Origin of the sequence: Devosia submarina (assembly GCF_003056345.1) — a bacterium.
GTDB classification, from domain to species: Bacteria; Pseudomonadota; Alphaproteobacteria; order Rhizobiales; family Devosiaceae; genus Devosia; species Devosia submarina.
Map to the genome: position 1 here is coordinate 182,530 of NZ_PYWB01000005.1, position 18,181 is coordinate 200,710.

Genomic DNA, 18,181 nt, shown 5'->3' on the forward strand with positions numbered 1-18,181 from the left:
TAAGTCTAGTCAGCCTGCACATAAAGGAAGCAAGAATGAGCGAGTACCTCACGAAGTCCGGCCTGTCGGTTCACCCCCTGCTGGTCGATTTCGTCGAGAAAGAAGCCCTTGCCGGGCTCCCCGTCACGCCTGATCAGTTCTGGTCCGGTTTCGCGCGCCTTGTTGCCGAACACGCCCCAACCAATGCGCGCCTGCTGCAGCGGCGGGATGAGCTGCAGAGCCAGATCGATGAATGGCACCACAAATATGGCCCTGTCGCCAACAATCCGCAGGGCTATGAATTTTTCCTGCGCGACATCGGCTATGTCCTGCCCGAGCCCGAAAATTTCACCATCGAGACAACCGGGCTCGATCCCGAGATCACCACGCTGTGCGGTCCGCAATTGGTGGTGCCGGTCAGCAATGCCCGCTATGCACTCAACGCTGCCAATGCCCGCTGGGGCAGCCTTTATGATGCGCTCTACGGCACCGATGTCATCAGCCGCGAAGGCGATCTAGCGCCCGGCGCGGGCGTCAATACCCAGCGGGCCCAGGCTGTAGTTGAACGCGCCGCCGCTTTTCTTGATGAAACCCTGCCGCTGCAATCAGGCAGCCATCGTGATGTCACCGGCTACCACGTGGAAAAGGACGGCGACATCCGCCGCTTCGTCGTCGACACCTCCAATGGCCGCACCACCCTCCAAGATTCTTCGGCTTTTGTTGGCTATGCCGGCACCGAGCAGTCCGGCGAACTCGTACTGCGCCACAATGGATTGCACATCATTCTCGTCATCAACCCGGCCAGCCCGATCGGTTCGGCGCATAGGGCGGGGCTGAGCGATGTCATTGTCGAAGCGGCCCTCACCACGATCCAGGATTGCGAGGATTCCGTCGCGGCTGTCGATGCCGAGGACAAGGTCGGCGTTTACCGCAACTGGCTGGGCCTGATGAACGGCACGCTGGAGGACAGGTTCGAAAAGGGCGGCAAGACCGTTACCCGCAAGCTCAATCCCGACCGCCAGTACAAGGACGATCACGGCGCCCCGCTGGTGCTCAAGGGCCGCTCGCTCCTGCTTGTGCGCAATGTGGGTCACCTGATGACCACCGATGCCGTGCTGCATGATGGCAAGCCGATCGGGGAAGGTTTGATGGACGCTGCCGTCACCGTGCTTTGCGCCATGCAGGACAAGGTCAACAGCACCACCGGCGCCATCTATATCGTCAAGCCCAAGATGCACGGGCCAGAGGAAGTTGCCTTTGCCTGTACGGTCTTCGCCTCGGTCGAGCAGATGCTGGGGCTCGCGCCCAACACGGTAAAAATCGGCATCATGGACGAGGAACGCCGTACCTCGGCCAACCTCAAGGCAGCCATCTATGAAGCACGTCACCGTGTCTTCTTCATCAATACCGGTTTCCTTGACCGCACGGGCGACGAGATCCACACCTCCATGGAAGCTGGCGCCGTGCTGCGCAAGGACGAGATCAAGAACGAGCGCTGGATCGCCTCCTATGAGGATCGTAACGTGCTGATTGGCTTGGCTTGCGGCTTTTCTGGCCGGGCACAGATCGGCAAGGGCATGTGGGCGCGGCCCGACGATATGGCGGCAATGATGGCGGCCAAGTCCGGCCATCCTTCTGCTGGCGCCAACACGGCATGGGTACCGTCGCCAACCGCCGCTACGCTGCATGCCTTGCATTATCACCAGATCGACGTTTTCGAGGCTCAGCGCCGCCGCCACAATCAGGCCGTTCCGCCGCTTGCTGATCTTTTTTCCATGCCGGTTCAGGTGCCATTCTCGCTCAGCCGCGAGGAGATCACCCGCGAACTCGAAAACAATGCGCAGGGCATCCTCGGCTATGTGGTGCGCTGGGTGCAGCAGGGCGTAGGCTGCTCCAAGGTGCCCGACATCAACAATGTGGGCCTGATGGAAGATCGTGCCACCTGCCGCATCTCGGCCCAGGCGATTGCCAATTGGCTGCGCCATGGCTTGGTCTCGCGCGATGAGGTCACCGCCACTTTCGAACGCATGGCGGGCGTCGTGGACCAGCAAAATGCCGGCGATCCGCTCTACCGGCCCATGGGTGAAAATCTGCAGTCCGTCGCTTTCCAGGCGGCACTCGATCTGGCGCTTCACGGCGCCGATCAGCCCAGCGGCTACACCGAACCGCTGCTTCACGCCGCCCGCCGCAAGGTCAAGGCGCGGAACGCACAAAAGCAATAGCGCCGATTATTACCCTCGGGCTTGCCCCGAGGGTGACGGTCCGGGGATGCTAAACCTCGTAAACCGGCAGGTTCATCCCGGTTCCGCGCCAGAATATCTCGACATCATTGGCGACGAGGGTCGTTGCCTCTCCCACCGGCTCATCCGTCCCCAAATTCCGTGCATAGCGAGGGTGCGCCCCTGACGAGACCTGCAGCCGCAGGCGATGCCCGGCACGGAAGCAATGCGCGGCGGCATGGAGGTTGAAGTGCAGCACCCAGCTGCCATCCGCCTCCCTTGGCGTTTCCGGCGTCACCCGGAACAGGCCGTCATTGATGTTGGTGGACATGCCAGCCTCGTCCACATCGCAGAGCCGGAGGAAAAAATCCACATGCGGCACGCTTGCTCGTGCGCGAACGCTCACCTGCACTTGCCCGATGATCAGCAGGTCCGCGCCCAGTGGTTCTGACGTATAGCTCAGCACATCCGCCCGGTTTTCCCGCGCGGCATTGTCCACCGGCCCGGCACCGGTAAAAGCAAAAATAGCCCCCCCGAGATTGGGCGTCGGGTCCGCGGGGTCATAGCGATAGCGATCGGCACCATCATCTGTCCCATCGCCCCGCACAAGCTGCCGCTCCGCCCCGATGGTCCAGCGCTCCAGCCGCGGCGGCCCGGGCGGATAAGCGTTGAACTCGCGCCACTCCTCCAGCCCCGAAATATGGATCCGCACCGGCTTCTCCCGCAGCCCTGACGGGTCCCCCATCAGCTTGGCCCGCATCCAGATCAGGGTTTCGCGCAGATTGTCACGCTGCAATTCATCGGCAATATGGGTCCAGGTGCCAACCGTGAGATAGGGCGTGTGCCCCAGGCTCACGAGCCGCTGGTAATCGGCCAGCAATTCGTCCAGCATGAAATCATACCAGCCGGACATGAAATGCACTGGCGGAGTCCGTTCGGTCAGCAGTTCCCGGTGATCGATCGCGTCCCAGAACTCGTTATTGCCAATCGATTCCTCGAACCAAAGCCGCCAGAACGGCACCTGCCGACCTGACGCCGCGACATCGGCATGGAGCAGGGGCAGGACCATGGCCGCCTTTGCCGTCGTGCGCTCGATCCCGCCCGAGAACATCGTCGTGGCGGTTTTGAGCGGATGATTGCGCAGGCCCTCTATCACCTGCAGCCAGGAGAGCCACAGCCCCAGGTGAAAGGCGCCGGCGGGAAACACCACGGAGCGGAAGTCCGCCGTCGTCACCTTGGTGGCCATCGCGCCGATCTCGGGCGCGTCCGAAATCGCCCATTGCGCATAGCCCAAATATGAGGGGCCCGACAGGCCCAGCCGGCCATCAAACCAGCTTTGCTCCTTGATCCACTCCATTGTCTCCAGCCCATCCGCCCGTTCATTCACCAGCGGGTCGAACTCGCCGCCTGATTTTTCCGTCCCACGGCACGCCTGCAGCACGACGTTGAAGCCACGCTCGGCATAGGCTTCGGCAATGCCTCGGAAGCCGGAACGCCCATAGGGCAGTCGCATAAGGATGGTGGGATGCGGCCCCTCCGATCGGGGCGCGAAATGGTCCGTCATCAGCACCACGCCATCGGTCATGGTGAGGGGGATATTGCGGTGCGCCCTCACCCTGTTGAGCCGAGGCGGCAGCTTGTCCACCCAGCTCAGCATCATTGATCGAAGGCTCATGGGCTAATCCACAAAATCAAATTGGTCCACGTCAAACAGTCCCCTGTCCGTCATCTTGAGATGGGGGATCACCGGAAGCGCCAAAAACGCGACCTGCAGGAACGGCTCGGGTAGGACGCAGCCCAGCGCATAGGCGGCGTCTCGCAGCACATGCAATCGGTGCGACACGGTTTCAAACGGCTCAAGGCTCATGAGCCCGGCCAAGGGCAGCGCCAGCTCGGCCGTGATCTGCCCGCCCTCCGCCACGGCAAAGCCGCCACCGAGCGCGATCAGCCGGTTCACTGCCAAGGCCATGTCCGCGTCTGTTGCGCCGATCACCGTGATGTTGTGACTGTCATGACCAACCGAGGACGCGATGGCCCCTTTCTTGAGCCTGAAGCCCCGCACAAAACCCAGCCCGATATTGCCATTGCGCCCATGCCGCTCCACCACCGCAACCTTGAGCACATCGGCTTGCAGATCGGGCTGAATGCCATTCTCCCCAACTGAGAAGGCCGCACTCTCGCGAAAGGTCAGGATCAAGCCAGGCTTGACGCCGATCACCGGAGTTTCATTGCGATCGGGCCGCCCGGGCACGATGAAGTCTTCCGCCTTCACCGTTCTTGCCTTCACCGAATGCAGGCCCACCGGCGGCACTGGTTTGCGCGCGGCAAACAATTTGGGTGTGACCAGCCGACCACCCGTCACCACATCGGACACGCGGCAATCCTCGAGGCTGTCGAGCAGGGCAATATCCGCCCGCCATCCCGGCGCCAGCAATCCTCGGTCCCGCAGATCAAAGATGCGCGCTGCCGAATGGCTTGCCGCACGATACACATGGTGCAGCGGCCGCCCCATGGCGATCAGCCGGCGAATGGAGCTGTCGAGATGGCCTTCCTCGGCAATGTCGAGTGGATTGCGATCATCGGTGCAGAGCGCAACAAAGGACGAGGTATTTTCGTCCAGCACTTCAGCCAGCGCCTTGAGGTCCTTGGAGACTGAGCCTTCCCGGATCAGGATGGCCATGCCCTTGGCCAGTTTCTCCCGTGCCTCATCAGCGCTGGTCGCTTCATGGTCGGTGCGAATGGCCGCTGAGAGATAGCCATTCAGCGCCTGCCCGCGCAGCAAGGGCGCATGGCCATCAATATGCCCATCCTGGAAGGCTTCGAGCTTGGCGATTATCCCCGGATCGGCATTGAGCACGCCGGGGAAGTTCATCACTTCGGCAAGGCCAATCACCTTGGGATGAGAGCGGAACGGCTCCAGGTCCGCAATTTCGAGAGCTGCCCCTGAGGTCTCAAAGGCCGTCGCCGGCACGCAGGAAGAGAGATTGACCCGCACATCCATAACCGTCTGCTCGGCGCATTGCAGGAAATAGCGGATGCCTTCGGCGCCCAGCACATTGGCAATCTCGTGCGGATCGCAGATCACGGTCGTCACGCCATGCGGCAGCACGCAGCGGTCGAATTCGAACGGAGTGACCAGAGAAGATTCGATATGCAGATGGGTGTCGATGAAGCCGGGCACCGCAAAGCGCCCAGAACCGTCGATCTCGGTTGCACCTTCATAATGTGCATGCGTCCCCACGATCCGGTCGCCAACAATGGCGATGTCGCTTCGTGTCACTGCGCCCGTGATCACATCCAGCAATTGGATGTTTTTGATCACCAAATCCGCTGGCGCCTTGCCCTGTCCGGCCATGATCATGCGGGTGAGGGCGTGGGCTGATGTCATGGTGGCGTCCTTGGTGGTTTTGCCCGAACCCTCAACTCAGCGCGCTTGCACGTCAAGGGGCGGAACCGCGCAGCCATCGCAGACGTTGCTCCGATCAATCCCATGGAGAAGGTAATGGAAACCTACGATCCGCAGAAATCATCGACCGAAGCACGCCAGGCCAATCCACGGAAGATGAATTTGCGCGTCTTGCTGTTTGGGCTGATCGGCATCGTGGTGCTGTTTGCCATTGTCTACATGATCTACACAATGAGCCAGCCTAATCCCACATAACACACCATGAGATTAGTCAAAGTCAGCCGCGACAAGCTTACCATCATAAGGCAGAAGCGCGGCAAAGGGTTCTGCTATCGGGATGCCGATGGCACGTTGGTGTGCGACCAGGCGGTGATCGAGCGTATCAAGGCGCTGGGCATTCCGCCTGCCTGGCAGAATGTGCGGATCGCTCCCCATGAGCGGGCGCATATCCAGGTGCTCGGCATCGACGAAGCCGGGCGCGACCAATATATCTATCATCCTCATTGGGAGCTGCGCCGCGACGGCAAGAAGCAGAAGCGCTTGGGCGTCCTCACCAGTGCCTTGCCCAGGCTGCGGCGCCAGATCGCTATTGATCTGCAGGCCGAGGCGGGCTCGCGCACGCTTGCCCTTGCCATCGCTGCGGGGCTGATCGACAAAACAGCCATGCGCCTGGGCCGCGAGAAATATCTTGAAGCCAGCGGCACCCGCGGAGCCGGCACGCTTTACGCGCGCGACGTTCGCGTGAGCGGGGATGATTTGTGGATCGCCTTTGACGCCAAGGGCGGCAAGCGCGCCGAATACCATCTGGCAGATCCTGCGCTGGCCGATGCCGTGCGGCGCATCAAGGAATTGCCGGGCAAGCGGCTCCTGGTCTTCCGTGATGAAGCGGGCAAGGTCCGGCCGATCAAGACGCCGGCAATCAACGAATATCTGCGCACCATCTCGGGCGTCGATATCTCGGCCAAGGATTTTCGCACGCTTCATGCCAGTGCCATGGCCGGCGAGGCTCTCGCCCAGATGGAAGCAGGCAATTCGCCTTCTGCCCGCCGCCGGCAAATGGCCAAGGTCGCTCGCGAGGTTTCGGAAACCTTGCGCAACACGCCAGCAATCTGCCGCAAATCTTATATCGCGCCCTGCCTTTTCAAGCTGTTTGACGATGGCAAGCTTAAGCAGGTCTGGGAAGCCGCCGGCCGGGGCCGGGCAGGACTGGCCACGCGCGAGAAGCGCCTGGGCGCCGTTCTGGCGGCCCTGAGCTAAACCAGGGAAAACAATCTGGTTGGTGGCCTTCGGAGCGCTTTTCACGCTTCGTGGCCGCACGCTCATGCGCTAGAAACAAGCAGATTCGGCAAGCGGCAAAAAGGAAGATCAAGGAATGACCAAGGTTCGCGCTCTGGTTCTGGAACGCCAGCATGAAATGGCATTGCGGGACATCGACCTGCCGCTCGAGGTCGGGCCGGGCATGGTCAAGATCGCCATTCACACGGTGGGCGTTTGCGGCTCGGATGTCCATTACTACACCCATGGCAAGATCGGGCCCTTCGTGGTCAACGAGCCCATGGTGCTCGGGCACGAGGCTGCCGGCACGGTGACGGAAGTGGGGGAGGGCGTTGCGCACCTCAAGGTGGGCGATCGTGTCTGCATGGAGCCGGGTATCCCTGATCCAAACTCCCGTGCCAGTCGCCTGGGCATGTACAATGTCGATCCTGCCGTGGCGTTCTGGGCCACCCCACCCATCCATGGCGTCTTGACCTCGGAAGTCGTTCATCCCGCTAACTACACCTTCAAATTGCCCGACAATGTGAGCTTTGCCGAAGGAGCCATGGTGGAACCGTTTGCCGTGGGCATGCAGGCTGCTACCAAGGCCCGCATTACCCCCGGTGACACGGCTGTTGTGCTCGGTGCCGGCCCGATCGGCACCATGGTTGCGCTGGCGGCGCTCGCCGGTGGCTGTGCCCGCGTGATTGTTGCCGATCTCGCCCAACCCAAGCTCGACATTGCTGCCAAGTACCAGGGCATCACAACGGTCAACATCCGCGACAAGGACGTTGTTGCCGAAGTTGCTGCGCTTACCGAAGGCTGGGGCGCCGATGTGGTCTTTGAATGTTCGGGCTCGCCCCATGCTTGGAAGACCATCATGAGCTTGCCACGTCCAGGTGGGGTAGTCGTGGCCGTTGGCTTGCCAGTTGATCCGGTTCCTGTGGACATCGCCTCGGCTTCTACCAAGGAATTGCGGATCGAAAACGTGTTCCGCTACGCCCATCAATATGACCGCGCCATTGCCTTGATTGCTTCGGGCAAGGTCGACCTCAAGCCGCTGATTTCCGAAACGTTCGACTTCGAGGACTCTGTTAAAGCCTTCGACCGGGCCGTCGAGGCGCGGCCGAGCGACGTGAAGCTGCAAATCCGGGTTGCGAAGTAGATGGACCTGAACCTGAGGGACAAAGTCGCTGTTATCACCGGGGGCAGCGTCGGTATTGGCCTTGCCATAGCCGAGGGGCTGGCAGCAGAAGGAACAAACCTAGTTCTGGTCGCCCGCAACAAGGAACGGGCGGAGGATGCGGCCGCAGCTGTGGCGGACAAGTTCGGCGTCATTACAACGGCCATTGCCGCCGATGTGGCGACTGCCGAGGGTTGTGACGTTGTGGTCAGCGGCACGCAGAAGGCTTTTGGCGGCTGCGATATCCTGATCAACAATGCTGGCACCGGCTCCAACGAGACCATCGCCGAAGCCGACGATGCGCGCTGGCAATATTATTGGGATCTCCATGTCATGGCCGCGGTGCGGCTCGCCCGAGGGCTCCTGCCGACCATGAAAACGCGTGGTGGTGGCGTGATCCTCCACAATGCCTCCATCTGCGCCGTGCAGCCCCTGTGGTACGAGCCGATCTACAACACCACCAAAGCCGCGTTGATGATGTTTTCAAAGACCCTCGCCAATGAGGTGGTGGGGGACAATATTCGCGTCAACACGGTCAATCCCGGCCTTGTCCTTACCCCGGACTGGATCAAGACGGCCAAGCAGATCGCCGGCGAAGTCGGCTGGGAAGCACATTTGCAAGGCGTTGCCGACGAGGCCGGCGGCATGAAGCGTTTCGCCACGCCCGAAGAAGTCGCGAACTTCTTTGTTTTCATGTGCTCAAACAAGGCCAGCTATTCGACCGGTTCCACCTATTTTGTGGATGGTGGCTGGCTCAAGACTGTGTGATCGAAGCTGGAACAATCCACCTCGCCTCCAGTTATCACGGCAGCGTCATGAGCAAGGAATAACGGCCATGGATGTTGGCAACGAGTTTGGGTATGTACAGACCTATCTGCCCCAGCACATCATCGCCATTCGCCTGCTTATCGCTGCCGTGCTTGGCGCTATTATCGGGTTTGAGCGCGAGGTGAATACGGCCCAGGCCGGGCTGCGCACGCATATACTTGTCGCTATCGCAGCCTCGCTGTTTACGATCCTGGCCTTCGAAATCTACCATACGCTGGACGGCGGTTCTTCTGACACTGTGCGGGCCGATCCGGTGCGCGCCGTGGAAGCCGTTACGGCAGGCATTGCATTTCTGGGTGCCGGCGCGATTTTCAGAGACCGCGGCAATGTGCAGGGAATCACCACGGGCGCCGGCATGTGGCTGGCGGGCGCCGTGGGCGTTGCAACCGCGCTGGGATACTACATCATTGCAATTGGCGTTGCGGTCCTGGCGGTGCTTGTCCTTGCCGTCCTGCGCGCCTTTGCGCATCAGGTAGTCCGCAAGCACGGCCTCAAGGAATCCAACGACCTCTGAGAGTGGCCGGAGGAGCGCTTGGGAATGCAGGAATACCCGGGGGTAACCAGCAGCGCTCCTCCCGACCCAGCATGTAACCTGTGGACGCAGGGACTACATGCCGTCACGCACCAAGCACATTTGCCGCGCCTGGTATAAGGTGCCGCCGAGCGGAGGCGGCTTTCCACAGCCAGTCGTGTAGCTGCGCGATTTAGTCACCCTATGAAGGATAGTTATTGTCGTGACCAGCTAAGCAAGGTTACATGGGTGTAACTCACGTCCGTTTTTACATGTAAAGCCAACGCTTTTTCGGCCAGGCACGGAGGGGATGCTGGCTGACACCGGGCCGCATAGAGACGCTGTACTGCTCGCATTGGAGCGGCTGTTGGCGTGGCCCGAAATGGTCCGCTCGCCCCAACTTGCCAAATTCCTGAGCTACATCGTGCATCGGACGCTGGATGGCGAGGGTCAGGGGATAAAGGCCTATTCCATTGCCGTCGACGTGTTCGGCCGCCCCGCCGACTTCGACCCGCAATCGGACCCCATCGTGCGTGTCCAGGCCCGCCGCCTTCGCGCTCTCATCAACAGCTACTACGACAACCAGGGCGAGGATGAGCCCGTCCAAATCCGCCTGCCCACCGGCCGCTATATTCCCGAGTTCGTCGTCAACCAGCCAGCGCCTGATGTCCCACCAATTGCCCCGCCCCCTGTGCGCAAGAGGCGCTGGTGGATAATTGTCGCTGCCCTGGCGCTCGTCCTTGCCCTCGCGGCCTTTGGCTTGTGGCGGTGGCTTGATGCCGACCCGCCGGGGGGCGCGACAATGGCTCGGCCCAGCATCACCATTCTCGAATTTGCAAAGCGCGCCGAAACGGGAACGCCCCGTGTTTCGGGGCTCGCGATCGAACTGGTGACGGATCTCGAGCAATTCGAGAACCTTGAAGTGCATTATGGCGGGGATGACCAACCCGACCCGCAGACCAATTTCGTGCTTAACGGCGCCGTTCATACCGATGGGGATGTGGTGTTATACACCGCCTCCTTGCTCGACAATGCGACTGGCAGCACGGTGTGGGATCATACAATCACCGCGACCCCCGAAGAAGCCGCCCAATCGGCTATTCTTGACCGGCTGTCGCGCTCGCTGAGCCTGCTGCTGGGCAGTCCGAGGGGGCTCTTGCACGCTCCAGCCCGCAATCGCGCCCTGGCGGGGATCGAACCTTCCGGACCGCCGCGCATTTATGCCTGCCGCGTCCTGTTCGAGCTCTACCGCGAAGCGCTCGCGAACGCAGGGCGAGTGAGTCAATGCCTCGGGCGTTTGCGCGATGTTGACCGCACCCAGGCCGGCGCCCTGGCCATGAGCGCGAGCCTTGCGGCGGAAAACCTTCCCCCTGCCAGCACCGAGGCTGAGCGGAGGGAAATCATCGACCGCGCCTTGAGCGACCTCAACCGGGCAATCCAGCTCAATCCGGTCAGCAGCTTTGTGTGGGAACAGCGTGCCCGCCTGCAGGAGCTGCGTGGCGAGCACATCATGGCGCTTTCCGACTACGGCTCGTCCACCCAACTCAACCCGGCCAACACCAGCGCCATGGCAGCCCTGGCCCGACTCCTGCTCTTCATCGGCTGGAATGCCGAAGTGCGACCGCTGGCCATGGAGGCCCTGTCCGGTGCACCCGAGCCGCCCGCCTGGTACCATGGCGCTCCAGCGGCGCTGGCCCTGTTGGACAGGAACTTCAACCAGGCCACGAAACTGGCGGAGCGCTATGCTACAGTTGATCGTGAAATTGGCCTTGTGCTGATGATTGCTGCGGCACAAGGGGCGGGTAATAGCGCCCTCGTCAATCGCCACTTACCGACGCTTCTGAGCCTGCCAAGCTTCCGCCGCGTTGGCATCCTGCCGCGCTTGCAGCTCAGGATCACCAATGAAGCCCTGCTGGAGGCGATCCGCCAGGGACTGCTTGCCGCCGGTGTGCCGCCGGCATCACTCGACAAGCCGTTCTAGCCCACATCTCCACCAAAGATCGCTCGGGCTAGTTCAGTGAAGCGCCGCCCGCGCTCCTCGAAATTCTTGAACTGGTTATAAGAGGGGGCGCCCGGCGAAAGGATCACCGCATCGAATTTGCGTCTATGCTGATGGAGCGCCTGCATGGCGCTTTCCAGATCCGGCAGCGCCAGAACATCGATGTGGGGTGCAATTGCCTGCGTTGCGCTAGCCAGGCGCGCACCGGTCACCGGCAGGCAGGCGAGCGTGGTCACGCCATATCCAGCCAAAAGCCCCGCGAGTTCGGTGTAGTCCTGCTCGCGTTCGTGGCCCCCGGCGATCAGGGCGATGCGATAGCCGCGATAAGCGGCCAGGGCAGCCTTGGTGGCCTCGGGCGTGGTTGAGATTGAGTCGTTGACGAAGACCGTGCCGCCAAACTGGTGCTCTTCGAGACGGTGGGGCAGGGGCATAAAAGCCGCTATCCCCCGAACAATCCCATCAATTGTCCCACCGGCAGCCAGGGCGATCTGTGCCGCCAGCCGGGCATTGTCGAGATTGTGGCTGCCCTTGAGCCGCGAGGAGGCACTTGCCGCATCCACGGCTGCCAGTTCACTCCCATCCAGCGCGCGCAAGAGGCGCCTGTGGTCGCGCACGGCCAGCGCCACAAGGGCATTGCCCATGGCCCCCGCACTCAGCGCAACGGGGAAGCCGCCCTCGCGATCGATCAGATGGAGCTTGTCGCTGTAATAGCGTTCGACGCTGCCATGCCAATCCACATGCTCAGGATAAAGATTGGTGACAGCGGCAATGTCGGGCAAAAACGACATGTCGGCAGTTTGGTAGCTGGAGAGCTCGAAGATCACGACTGCATGCTTGTCGGCGATCTCGAGCGGCGCCAGCCCGACATTGCCTGCAAGCCCCGCATCCACGCCGGAGCGGGTCAACATCAGATGGACCAATGTGGCCGTTGTTGACTTGCCCTTGGTGCCGGTGATGGCAATCACCGTGCGCCCGGCGCGATAGAAACTGCCCCAAAGATTGAGGTTGGACGTGACCGGAATGCCGGCCGCCCCGGCGATCTCGAAGATCGGCTTATACAGGGAAACACCGGGGCTCTTGATGATCAGCCCGAAGCGGTGCTCCCGAATGGCTTGCGGAAGATCCTCGGGGGCAATCGCCTGTGTGCCGGCAATGTCGGCATTGCCGCTATCTACCGTAACGAAGACGGGGAGCTCCGGCTGCCGCGCCTGGAGAAATGCGCGTGTCGATTGCGCTTCGCGCCCGGCTCCATAGAGCAGGACCGGTTCCTCAAACCGCATAGGCAGCAACCTTGGCGGCAAGCGCAGGCGGGATATTGTGATCGTGGCTATCGGTCAGGCACTCGGCCATGGCGATCTGCAGGGCTGGCTCGCCATATTGCTCGAAAAGGTTAGCCTTCACCGCCCGCACCACGGCGGCCTCATGCCAATCGGAATGGCGCGTTAGTGTATAAAGGCAGGCCGCAGCTTCGAGAATTTCCCCCACGCACTCCCAGGGCTTTTGCCCCGCCAGGCCCGCTAGTTCACGGAACGAGCCTTCATTGGCGGGAACATCAAGCAGATTCTTGCCAAAAATTGCCAGCAAGCGATCCTTGGGCATGAAGGGCGCAAAGATCAAAAACACGAAATGGCATTTGGGGCATTCGCCACACCAGAGCGGACCCTCATGCCCGGCCAGCCGGAAATTGCGATTGCAGCTCGAAAACACATGGTCGAACTTGGTTTCATGCGTGAAGAGCGAAGCGATGCGCGCTTCCGAATAGGGCCGCAGCAGCGAGAAATATTTAAGCACCCCGCCCGTGGCATCGCTCAGGATCGAAGCGATCAGCAGCTCGAACCCCAGCGACTTGGAATATTGGTGGTTCGTCTCGCGCCCATCAAACTCAACATTGCCTTCGCTGGCCGAGCGCTCATTGCTCAGAACGATCTGGTTAAAGCCGTAAAGCAAGGCACAAAGCGCTGCGATCATGGAGTTGATGGCGGTCGATGGCACATGGCCATTGTAATAGCCTGGCTCCTTGCCCAGCCGGATCATTTCGGGATCAAGATTGCGCGTCACATAAACAGGGGCTGTGCCGATCTTGTCGACCGACGAGATGATCGGACCTTTGGGGTTCACCGCAAAAGGGCTGAACTGGACGCCGACATGGCTCAGCAAATCCACGCTCACCAGCGAATCCTTGCCCCCGCCGATCGGCAGCAGCGTGCGTTCGGGCAGGGCAGGTGCGCTGCGCTTCTGCACATCATGGGGCGTGTGGAGCACAAGCTTGCCGAAGCGCTGCAAATTGTTGCGCGCATAAAACTCGCCCAGCCCGTTCTCATAAACGTCGATAACAAAGGCGCGCTCAGCTTCGGTGAGGGCAATATTGGGCGCCGCAATCTCGAAGGGTGCCTTGAGCTTGAAATAGCTTACGCCCAGGACAAGGGCGGTCAAGTCCAGCAACTTGAGAAAGCTCGAGCTTTGCGCCGCCGCTACATCGGCGCCGGGCGGCAGCACGAGCCGCTCGGTAAACCGCATCCCTTCCAGTCCATAGGAAAACTCGGCAATCCCGCTCGCGGGATCAAAACTCGGGCGCTCGATAAGGAACTGATCAGTCAATGGCGAATACTCTGCGGGTCAAGACCATATAGGTGATTTGCCGGCGCGGCGGGAGTAGGGTGCAGCGCTTTGTCGAAATCGGATCACCTTGTTCGTCGGGAGGGCAATGGTCCATTCTTGGCCAGGGGAAAAGGAGACAAACATGCGTGTAATGGTTTTCGTCAAGGCAACGGCAGACAGCGAAGCGGGCGTGATGGCGCCGCCCGAACTGCTCGTCGAAATGGGCAAATACAATGAAGCGCTGGTGGATGCGGGCATCATGAAGGGCGGCGACGGCCTAAAGCCTTCCCGCGACGGAAAGCGCGTGGCCTTCGACGGTGCCAGCCGCATGGTCATCGATGGCCCCTTCACCGAAACCAAGGAATTGGTGGCCGGCTACTGGATCTGGGAGGTGCGCGATATGGACCACGCCATTGAATGGGTCAAGAAATGTCCCAACCCCATGCCTGGACCCAGTGAGATCGAAATCCGTCCCGTCTTCGAGATGAGTGATTTCGAAGAAATCATGACCGCCGAAGCCGCCGACGTCCACGGCCGCGTAAGCGAAAAGCTGGGAGAGCAGTAGGCGGCGTTGTTGGCAGGCACCCTATTCGCCTCCTCTCAACGGGGGAGGCGAGAAGAGGGGGCGCCAGCCCCAACCCCAAAATGATCGCTGGCTACCAGGCCTTCAGGATATTCGCATCTGCATGCGCATCACGATCTCGGTCCCAAGCCTTTGGTAGCCATATTCGCGCATGGTGCAGGACCAGCCATCGGACGACCGCTCGATCCGGAAAAGATTATAGCGCGCCGGATCGTCGAGCGTACCGCCCTGGGCCGCACTCGCCGCCGCGACGCCCACCACGGGCACTTCCTCGTTCTTGCCGGGGATGGAGTGGATCGAGGAGCGGTGCGTATGGCCATGGAGGATCAGTTCAGCCCCATGCTCGGCGATAACCTGGCGGAACAGCTTGTGTCCCTTGAGCCCGAAGGAAGGATGCTGCAGTTCGGGATTGGGCGGATGGTGGATCATCACGGCGCGGAAATAATCGGCCTCGCCCATAACTTTCAAGATGCGCCCCAGCCGCTCGGCCTGCTGTTCGTCAAATCGGCCCGTTGCTAGGAATGGCCGCGTCGGCACGGCGCTCGAACAGGAGATGACGGCCAGCTCCCCAACCCGTCGCACAAAGGGGAAGGCCATGCCATCAAGGGTTTCCCCCTGCATATACCGGCCCCAGGCGCGGTGGGCGTCCTCCAGCGCGCCGGGCACATAGGCGTCGTGATTGCCGGGGCATACGGCGATCTTGTCGGGACCGCCCAGCGACTCCAACCATCTGCCGGCGCGCACCATTTCCACATCAAGAGCCAGATTGACCAGATCGCCGGTCACCGCGGTGAAATCGGCATTCTGCTCCTGCAGATGCGCCACAAGGCTCGCCAGCGTTTCGCTGTTGAGTTCCTCGTTACGCCGCATCTTCCAGTTCAGATAACCAGTGAAGCGCTTGCCCAAGAGATCGCGCAGGGCGATCTCGGGCATAGGGGAAAGGTGAATATCGGAGATATGGGCGAGGGTGATCATTGTGGGCGTAATGCCAGAAGGGGAGCGTCAAGAAAACGATGAAACGCCCCGAACCGCAATTTTGTCGCCATCAAGTTCCTGCTACCCATGTCGGCAAAGAGGGATTCCCCATGCAGATGAACCGCACCCAGCAGACGATTTCGAGAATTTTTCTCACCGTGAAGGGCTTTTGGCATCGCATGACCATCGGCACGCGCATCATGGTGGTCGATGGCGACAAGGTGCTCCTCATCCGCCACACCTATGTGCCGGGCTGGCAGTTTCCTGGCGGGGGCGTCGATCCCGGCGAAACCCTGCCGCAGGCTGCTGCACGCGAAGTTCTGGAGGAAACCGGCTATCGCATAACCGGCCCGCTCCAGCTTTTCGGCATGTACCACAATTCAAGCCCCGTCACGAACCGTGACCATGTGGCTTTCTATGTCGCCACCGCGAGCGAAAAGGTGTTTGAGCGCAAGCCGGACCGCGAAATCTCCGAAGTCGGCTGGTTCCACCGCTCCGCCCTCCCGCAAAAAGTGACCCCCGCCACCTCACAGCGGATCGACGAATATTTCGACGGCGCGCCCAAGCGCGACATCTGGGGGTATTAGGCTCCGATCTCACCTCACCCCGATGTCATCCGGGGTTCGACCCGGGATCCATCCTGGGATCTCGAGATGGACCCCGGATCAATTCCGGGGTGACACCGCGATCATGGTGGGGGGACATGCTAGCGCACGAACTCCAGATTCGGCCCCACCGGTATCACCCGCGTGGGATTGATGGTCGTGTGGCTCCAGTAGTAGTGCGTCTTGATGTGATCGAGGTCCACCGTCTCCTTGATCCCGGGCACCTCATAGAGGGCCTTCAGATAGTGCGAGATGTTGGGATAATCCGCGATACGCCGGATGTTGCACTTGAAGTGGCCGACATAAACCGCATCGAACCGCACCAGGGTCGTAAACAGCCGCCAATCGGCTTCGCTGACACTGTCACCTGCCAGATAAGCAGTTTCGCCTAGCAGCCCCTCGACCCAGTCCAGGGCCTCGAACAGCTTGCGCACAGCCTCCTCATAGGCCTCCTGCGTCGTGGCAAAACCGGCCTTGTAGACGCCATTGTTGATGTCGTCATAAACCCGCTGGTTGATCTGATCGATGTTCTTGCGGTCGGCCTCGGGGTAGAAATCGTCCGTGTTCCCCGTCACCTCGTTGAATGCCGAGTTGAACATGCGGATAATTTCCGAGCTTTCGTTGGAGACGATCGTGCCGGTCTGCTTGTCCCATAGCACCGGCACAGTCACGCGCCCGGTATAGTCCGGCACCGCCTGCGTATAGACCTGCCAAAGGGTTTGCTTGCCGAACAGCGCATCACCTGTCGAGCCGGTGGCCTTGTCAAAGCTCCAGCCGGTTTCATCGGGCATGCGCGGCGACACCACCGATACCGAGATCAGATCCTCCAGGTTCTTGAGCTTGCGGAAGATCAGCGTTCGGTGTGCCCAGGGGCAGGCAAGGGACACATAAAGGTGGTAGCGCCCCGCCTCCGCCTTGAACCCGCCATCCCCGCTCGGTCCTGCCGACCCATCAGCGGTGATCCAGTTGCGGAACCCAGCCTTGCTGCGCTCGAATTTTCCGCCCGTTGACTTGGTGTCGTACCATTGGGTGGACCATTTTCCGTCGATCAATTGTCCCACGATCGCAGCCTTTCCGTCATGTTCTGGACGCGTTGCAGGGCATAATCATCCTTGCCTGCTTCGGTTGCCTGCTAGATAAGCCGGCCGCCAAGTGGCGATAAGGCTGCCCTGCGGCAACGAAGTGTTGTGCATTTGGGACACAGCGGCCAAGTCCATCTTGAAATATGAGGCGAGCGCCATGACTTTTTGTTTACGCGATGCCCCCTTGGTGCTAATGCGGATTTCAGGCGTGGAGGCGCCCAGGATGGTAAAGGTTTCGCTGACAACACGACGACCCTGAGTGGTCCCCTGATCGGTGCTCTTGAGGCGCCGAATTTGTCTTATGCGTCCTTTTGCCGGATCCCCATCATGACCGCTGTCCCTGCCTCTTCGGCCGCCGATCCCATGTCCCTGCGTGTCCCCACCGTTCGCCCCGCTACGGCGCAAGATGATGCCTTCATTGAAGAGCTTCAGGCCATCGCCTTTGGCCCGGGCCGCTTTGCCCGCACGGCCTTCCGCATTCGCGAGCGGTTCCCGATCGATCCGAGCCTCAGCCTTGTGGCCGAGGTGGACGGCGTGCCCTGTGGCTCGGTCTGGATGACCCCGATCAGCATCGGCGGCCGCAACGGCTATATGCTTGGCCCTCTCGCCACCCATCCCAATTACCGCAAGCTGGGCGCCGGCAAGCTCCTCGCCCGCGAAGTCACCCAGCGGACCCTGGCGCGCGGCGAGGGTGAGTTCGTGATGCTGGTGGGCGACCGCGATTATTATTGCCCCCTAGGCTGGGAGCCGACCACCCCAGGCAATATCCAGTTCCCCGGTCCTGTCGATCCCACCCGAGTGCTGCTCTACGCCGAGGACAAGACCCTCGCCGCAACGCTTGCGGGCCCGATCCGGGCGTTCGGGCGGAAGTAAAGCCGGAGCCTCCCACCTGAGCTTGCCTTCTGGAGGCAGGTGGGGGCCTCTTCCGCAAGGGTGGTCACCTCCCTTGCGCTGCACTA

The 18,181-nt window shown here is 61.1% G+C and carries 16 protein-coding genes; 10 read left to right on the forward strand and 6 right to left on the reverse strand.

Going from position 1 to position 18,181, the window contains the following annotated elements; genetic code table 11:
* Positions 1 to 20 precede the first annotated feature (20 nt).
* Positions 21 to 2,201, forward strand: a complete 2,181-nt coding sequence (locus DDE77_RS08875) for a malate synthase G (protein WP_425430739.1) — start codon at positions 21 to 23, stop codon at positions 2,199 to 2,201.
* A gap of 49 nt (positions 2,202 to 2,250) precedes the next feature.
* Here the strand turns inward: DDE77_RS08875 and DDE77_RS08880 are convergent, their stop codons facing one another.
* Together DDE77_RS08880 and ade are read right to left on the reverse strand one after the other, a co-directional pair.
* A complete protein-coding gene (locus DDE77_RS08880) occupies positions 2,251 to 3,873 on the reverse strand; it encodes a CocE/NonD family hydrolase (protein WP_108397100.1) in 1,623 nt (540 codons plus the stop codon).
* Between the two features lie 3 nt (positions 3,874 to 3,876).
* On the reverse strand, positions 3,877 to 5,586 hold the full coding sequence (gene ade / locus DDE77_RS08885; protein ID WP_108397101.1) for an adenine deaminase: 1,710 nt from the start codon (positions 5,584 to 5,586) through the stop codon (positions 3,877 to 3,879).
* A 114-nt stretch (positions 5,587 to 5,700) separates the two neighbouring features.
* Between ade and DDE77_RS08890 the strand changes: the two genes are divergently transcribed.
* The 6 genes from DDE77_RS08890 (at position 5,701) to DDE77_RS08915 (ending at position 11,361) form a co-directional block, all read left to right on the forward strand.
* Positions 5,701 to 5,859, forward strand: coding sequence for a hypothetical protein (locus DDE77_RS08890; RefSeq protein WP_157959740.1), 159 nt, complete (start codon positions 5,701 to 5,703; stop codon positions 5,857 to 5,859).
* A 6-nt stretch (positions 5,860 to 5,865) separates the two neighbouring features.
* Positions 5,866 to 6,861 carry a DNA topoisomerase IB gene (locus DDE77_RS08895; RefSeq protein WP_108397103.1) on the forward strand — a complete coding sequence of 332 codons (996 nt, stop codon included), beginning with the start codon at positions 5,866 to 5,868 and terminating at the stop codon, positions 6,859 to 6,861.
* A 115-nt stretch (positions 6,862 to 6,976) separates the two neighbouring features.
* Complete coding sequence (locus DDE77_RS08900; RefSeq protein ID WP_108397104.1) at positions 6,977 to 8,023, forward strand: NAD(P)-dependent alcohol dehydrogenase; 1,047 nt, start codon at positions 6,977 to 6,979, stop codon at positions 8,021 to 8,023.
* Positions 8,024 to 8,809, forward strand: a complete 786-nt coding sequence (locus tag DDE77_RS08905) for an SDR family NAD(P)-dependent oxidoreductase (RefSeq protein WP_108397105.1) — start codon at positions 8,024 to 8,026, stop codon at positions 8,807 to 8,809.
* A 67-nt stretch (positions 8,810 to 8,876) separates the two neighbouring features.
* The gene (locus tag DDE77_RS08910) at positions 8,877 to 9,383 is read left to right on the forward strand and encodes an MgtC/SapB family protein (RefSeq protein ID WP_108397106.1); all 507 of its coding nucleotides are present in this window, start codon (positions 8,877 to 8,879) and stop codon (positions 9,381 to 9,383) included.
* 364 nt (positions 9,384 to 9,747) lie between these two features.
* Positions 9,748 to 11,361, forward strand: coding sequence for a hypothetical protein (locus DDE77_RS08915; RefSeq protein ID WP_157959741.1), 1,614 nt, complete (start codon positions 9,748 to 9,750; stop codon positions 11,359 to 11,361).
* On the opposite strand, the gene murD is transcribed toward DDE77_RS08915, so the two are convergent.
* Both murD and DDE77_RS08925 read right to left on the reverse strand, forming a co-directional pair.
* Positions 11,358 to 12,659: a UDP-N-acetylmuramoyl-L-alanine--D-glutamate ligase gene (gene murD, locus DDE77_RS08920; protein ID WP_108397108.1), complete on the reverse strand. Its 1,302-nt coding sequence runs from the start codon at positions 12,657 to 12,659 to the stop codon at positions 11,358 to 11,360. The two genes, DDE77_RS08915 and murD, sit on opposite strands and share 4 nt — an antisense overlap.
* The gene (locus DDE77_RS08925) at positions 12,649 to 13,977 is read right to left on the reverse strand and encodes a MurL-like N-terminal domain-containing (protein ID WP_108397109.1); all 1,329 of its coding nucleotides are present in this window, start codon (positions 13,975 to 13,977) and stop codon (positions 12,649 to 12,651) included. Before DDE77_RS08925 ends, murD begins: the two co-directional genes overlap by 11 nt.
* A gap of 142 nt (positions 13,978 to 14,119) precedes the next feature.
* On the opposite strand from DDE77_RS08925, the gene DDE77_RS08930 reads away from it, so the two are divergent.
* Entirely contained in the window at positions 14,120 to 14,542 is a 423-nt protein-coding gene (locus tag DDE77_RS08930) for a YciI family protein (protein ID WP_108397242.1), read from the forward strand.
* A gap of 102 nt (positions 14,543 to 14,644) precedes the next feature.
* Here the strand turns inward: DDE77_RS08930 and DDE77_RS08935 are convergent, their stop codons facing one another.
* A complete protein-coding gene (locus DDE77_RS08935; RefSeq protein WP_108397110.1) occupies positions 14,645 to 15,535 on the reverse strand; it encodes a metallophosphoesterase family protein in 891 nt (296 codons plus the stop codon).
* Positions 15,536 to 15,645: 110 nt separating this feature from the next.
* On the opposite strand from DDE77_RS08935, the gene DDE77_RS08940 reads away from it, so the two are divergent.
* Positions 15,646 to 16,122 carry an NUDIX domain-containing protein gene (locus DDE77_RS08940; RefSeq protein ID WP_157959742.1) on the forward strand — a complete coding sequence of 159 codons (477 nt, stop codon included), beginning with the start codon at positions 15,646 to 15,648 and terminating at the stop codon, positions 16,120 to 16,122.
* 119 nt (positions 16,123 to 16,241) lie between these two features.
* Here DDE77_RS08940 and DDE77_RS08945 read toward each other — a convergent pair whose 3' ends face one another.
* The gene (locus tag DDE77_RS08945; RefSeq protein ID WP_108397112.1) at positions 16,242 to 17,201 is read right to left on the reverse strand and encodes a glutathione S-transferase family protein; all 960 of its coding nucleotides are present in this window, start codon (positions 17,199 to 17,201) and stop codon (positions 16,242 to 16,244) included.
* Positions 17,202 to 17,549: 348 nt separating this feature from the next.
* Between DDE77_RS08945 and DDE77_RS08950 the strand changes: the two genes are divergently transcribed.
* Entirely contained in the window at positions 17,550 to 18,095 is a 546-nt protein-coding gene (locus DDE77_RS08950) for a GNAT family N-acetyltransferase (protein ID WP_210204360.1), read from the forward strand.
* The last annotated feature ends 86 nt before the right edge of the window (positions 18,096 to 18,181 follow it).

Excerpts from the sequence above, each read along its gene's own strand:
- DDE77_RS08905 (WP_108397105.1), top strand. The coding sequence starts at position 8,024 with ATGGACCTGAACCTGAGGGACAAAGTCGCTGTTATCACCGGGGGCAGC.
- DDE77_RS08935 (WP_108397110.1), bottom strand. The coding sequence starts at position 15,535 with ATGATCACCCTCGCCCATATCTCCGATATTCACCTTTCCCCTATGCCC.
- ade (WP_108397101.1), bottom strand. The coding sequence starts at position 5,586 with ATGACATCAGCCCACGCCCTCACCCGCATGATCATGGCCGGACAGGGC.
- DDE77_RS08910 (WP_108397106.1), top strand. The coding sequence starts at position 8,877 with ATGGATGTTGGCAACGAGTTTGGGTATGTACAGACCTATCTGCCCCAG.
- murD (WP_108397108.1), bottom strand. The coding sequence starts at position 12,659 with ATGCGGTTTGAGGAACCGGTCCTGCTCTATGGAGCCGGGCGCGAAGCG.
- DDE77_RS08950 (WP_210204360.1), top strand. The coding sequence starts at position 17,550 with ATGACCGCTGTCCCTGCCTCTTCGGCCGCCGATCCCATGTCCCTGCGT.
- DDE77_RS08900 (WP_108397104.1), top strand. The coding sequence starts at position 6,977 with ATGACCAAGGTTCGCGCTCTGGTTCTGGAACGCCAGCATGAAATGGCA.
- DDE77_RS08940 (WP_157959742.1), top strand. The coding sequence starts at position 15,646 with ATGCAGATGAACCGCACCCAGCAGACGATTTCGAGAATTTTTCTCACC.
- DDE77_RS08895 (WP_108397103.1), top strand. The coding sequence starts at position 5,866 with ATGAGATTAGTCAAAGTCAGCCGCGACAAGCTTACCATCATAAGGCAG.
- DDE77_RS08890 (WP_157959740.1), top strand. The coding sequence starts at position 5,701 with ATGGAAACCTACGATCCGCAGAAATCATCGACCGAAGCACGCCAGGCC.
- DDE77_RS08880 (WP_108397100.1), bottom strand. The coding sequence starts at position 3,873 with ATGAGCCTTCGATCAATGATGCTGAGCTGGGTGGACAAGCTGCCGCCT.
- DDE77_RS08930 (WP_108397242.1), top strand. The coding sequence starts at position 14,120 with ATGCGTGTAATGGTTTTCGTCAAGGCAACGGCAGACAGCGAAGCGGGC.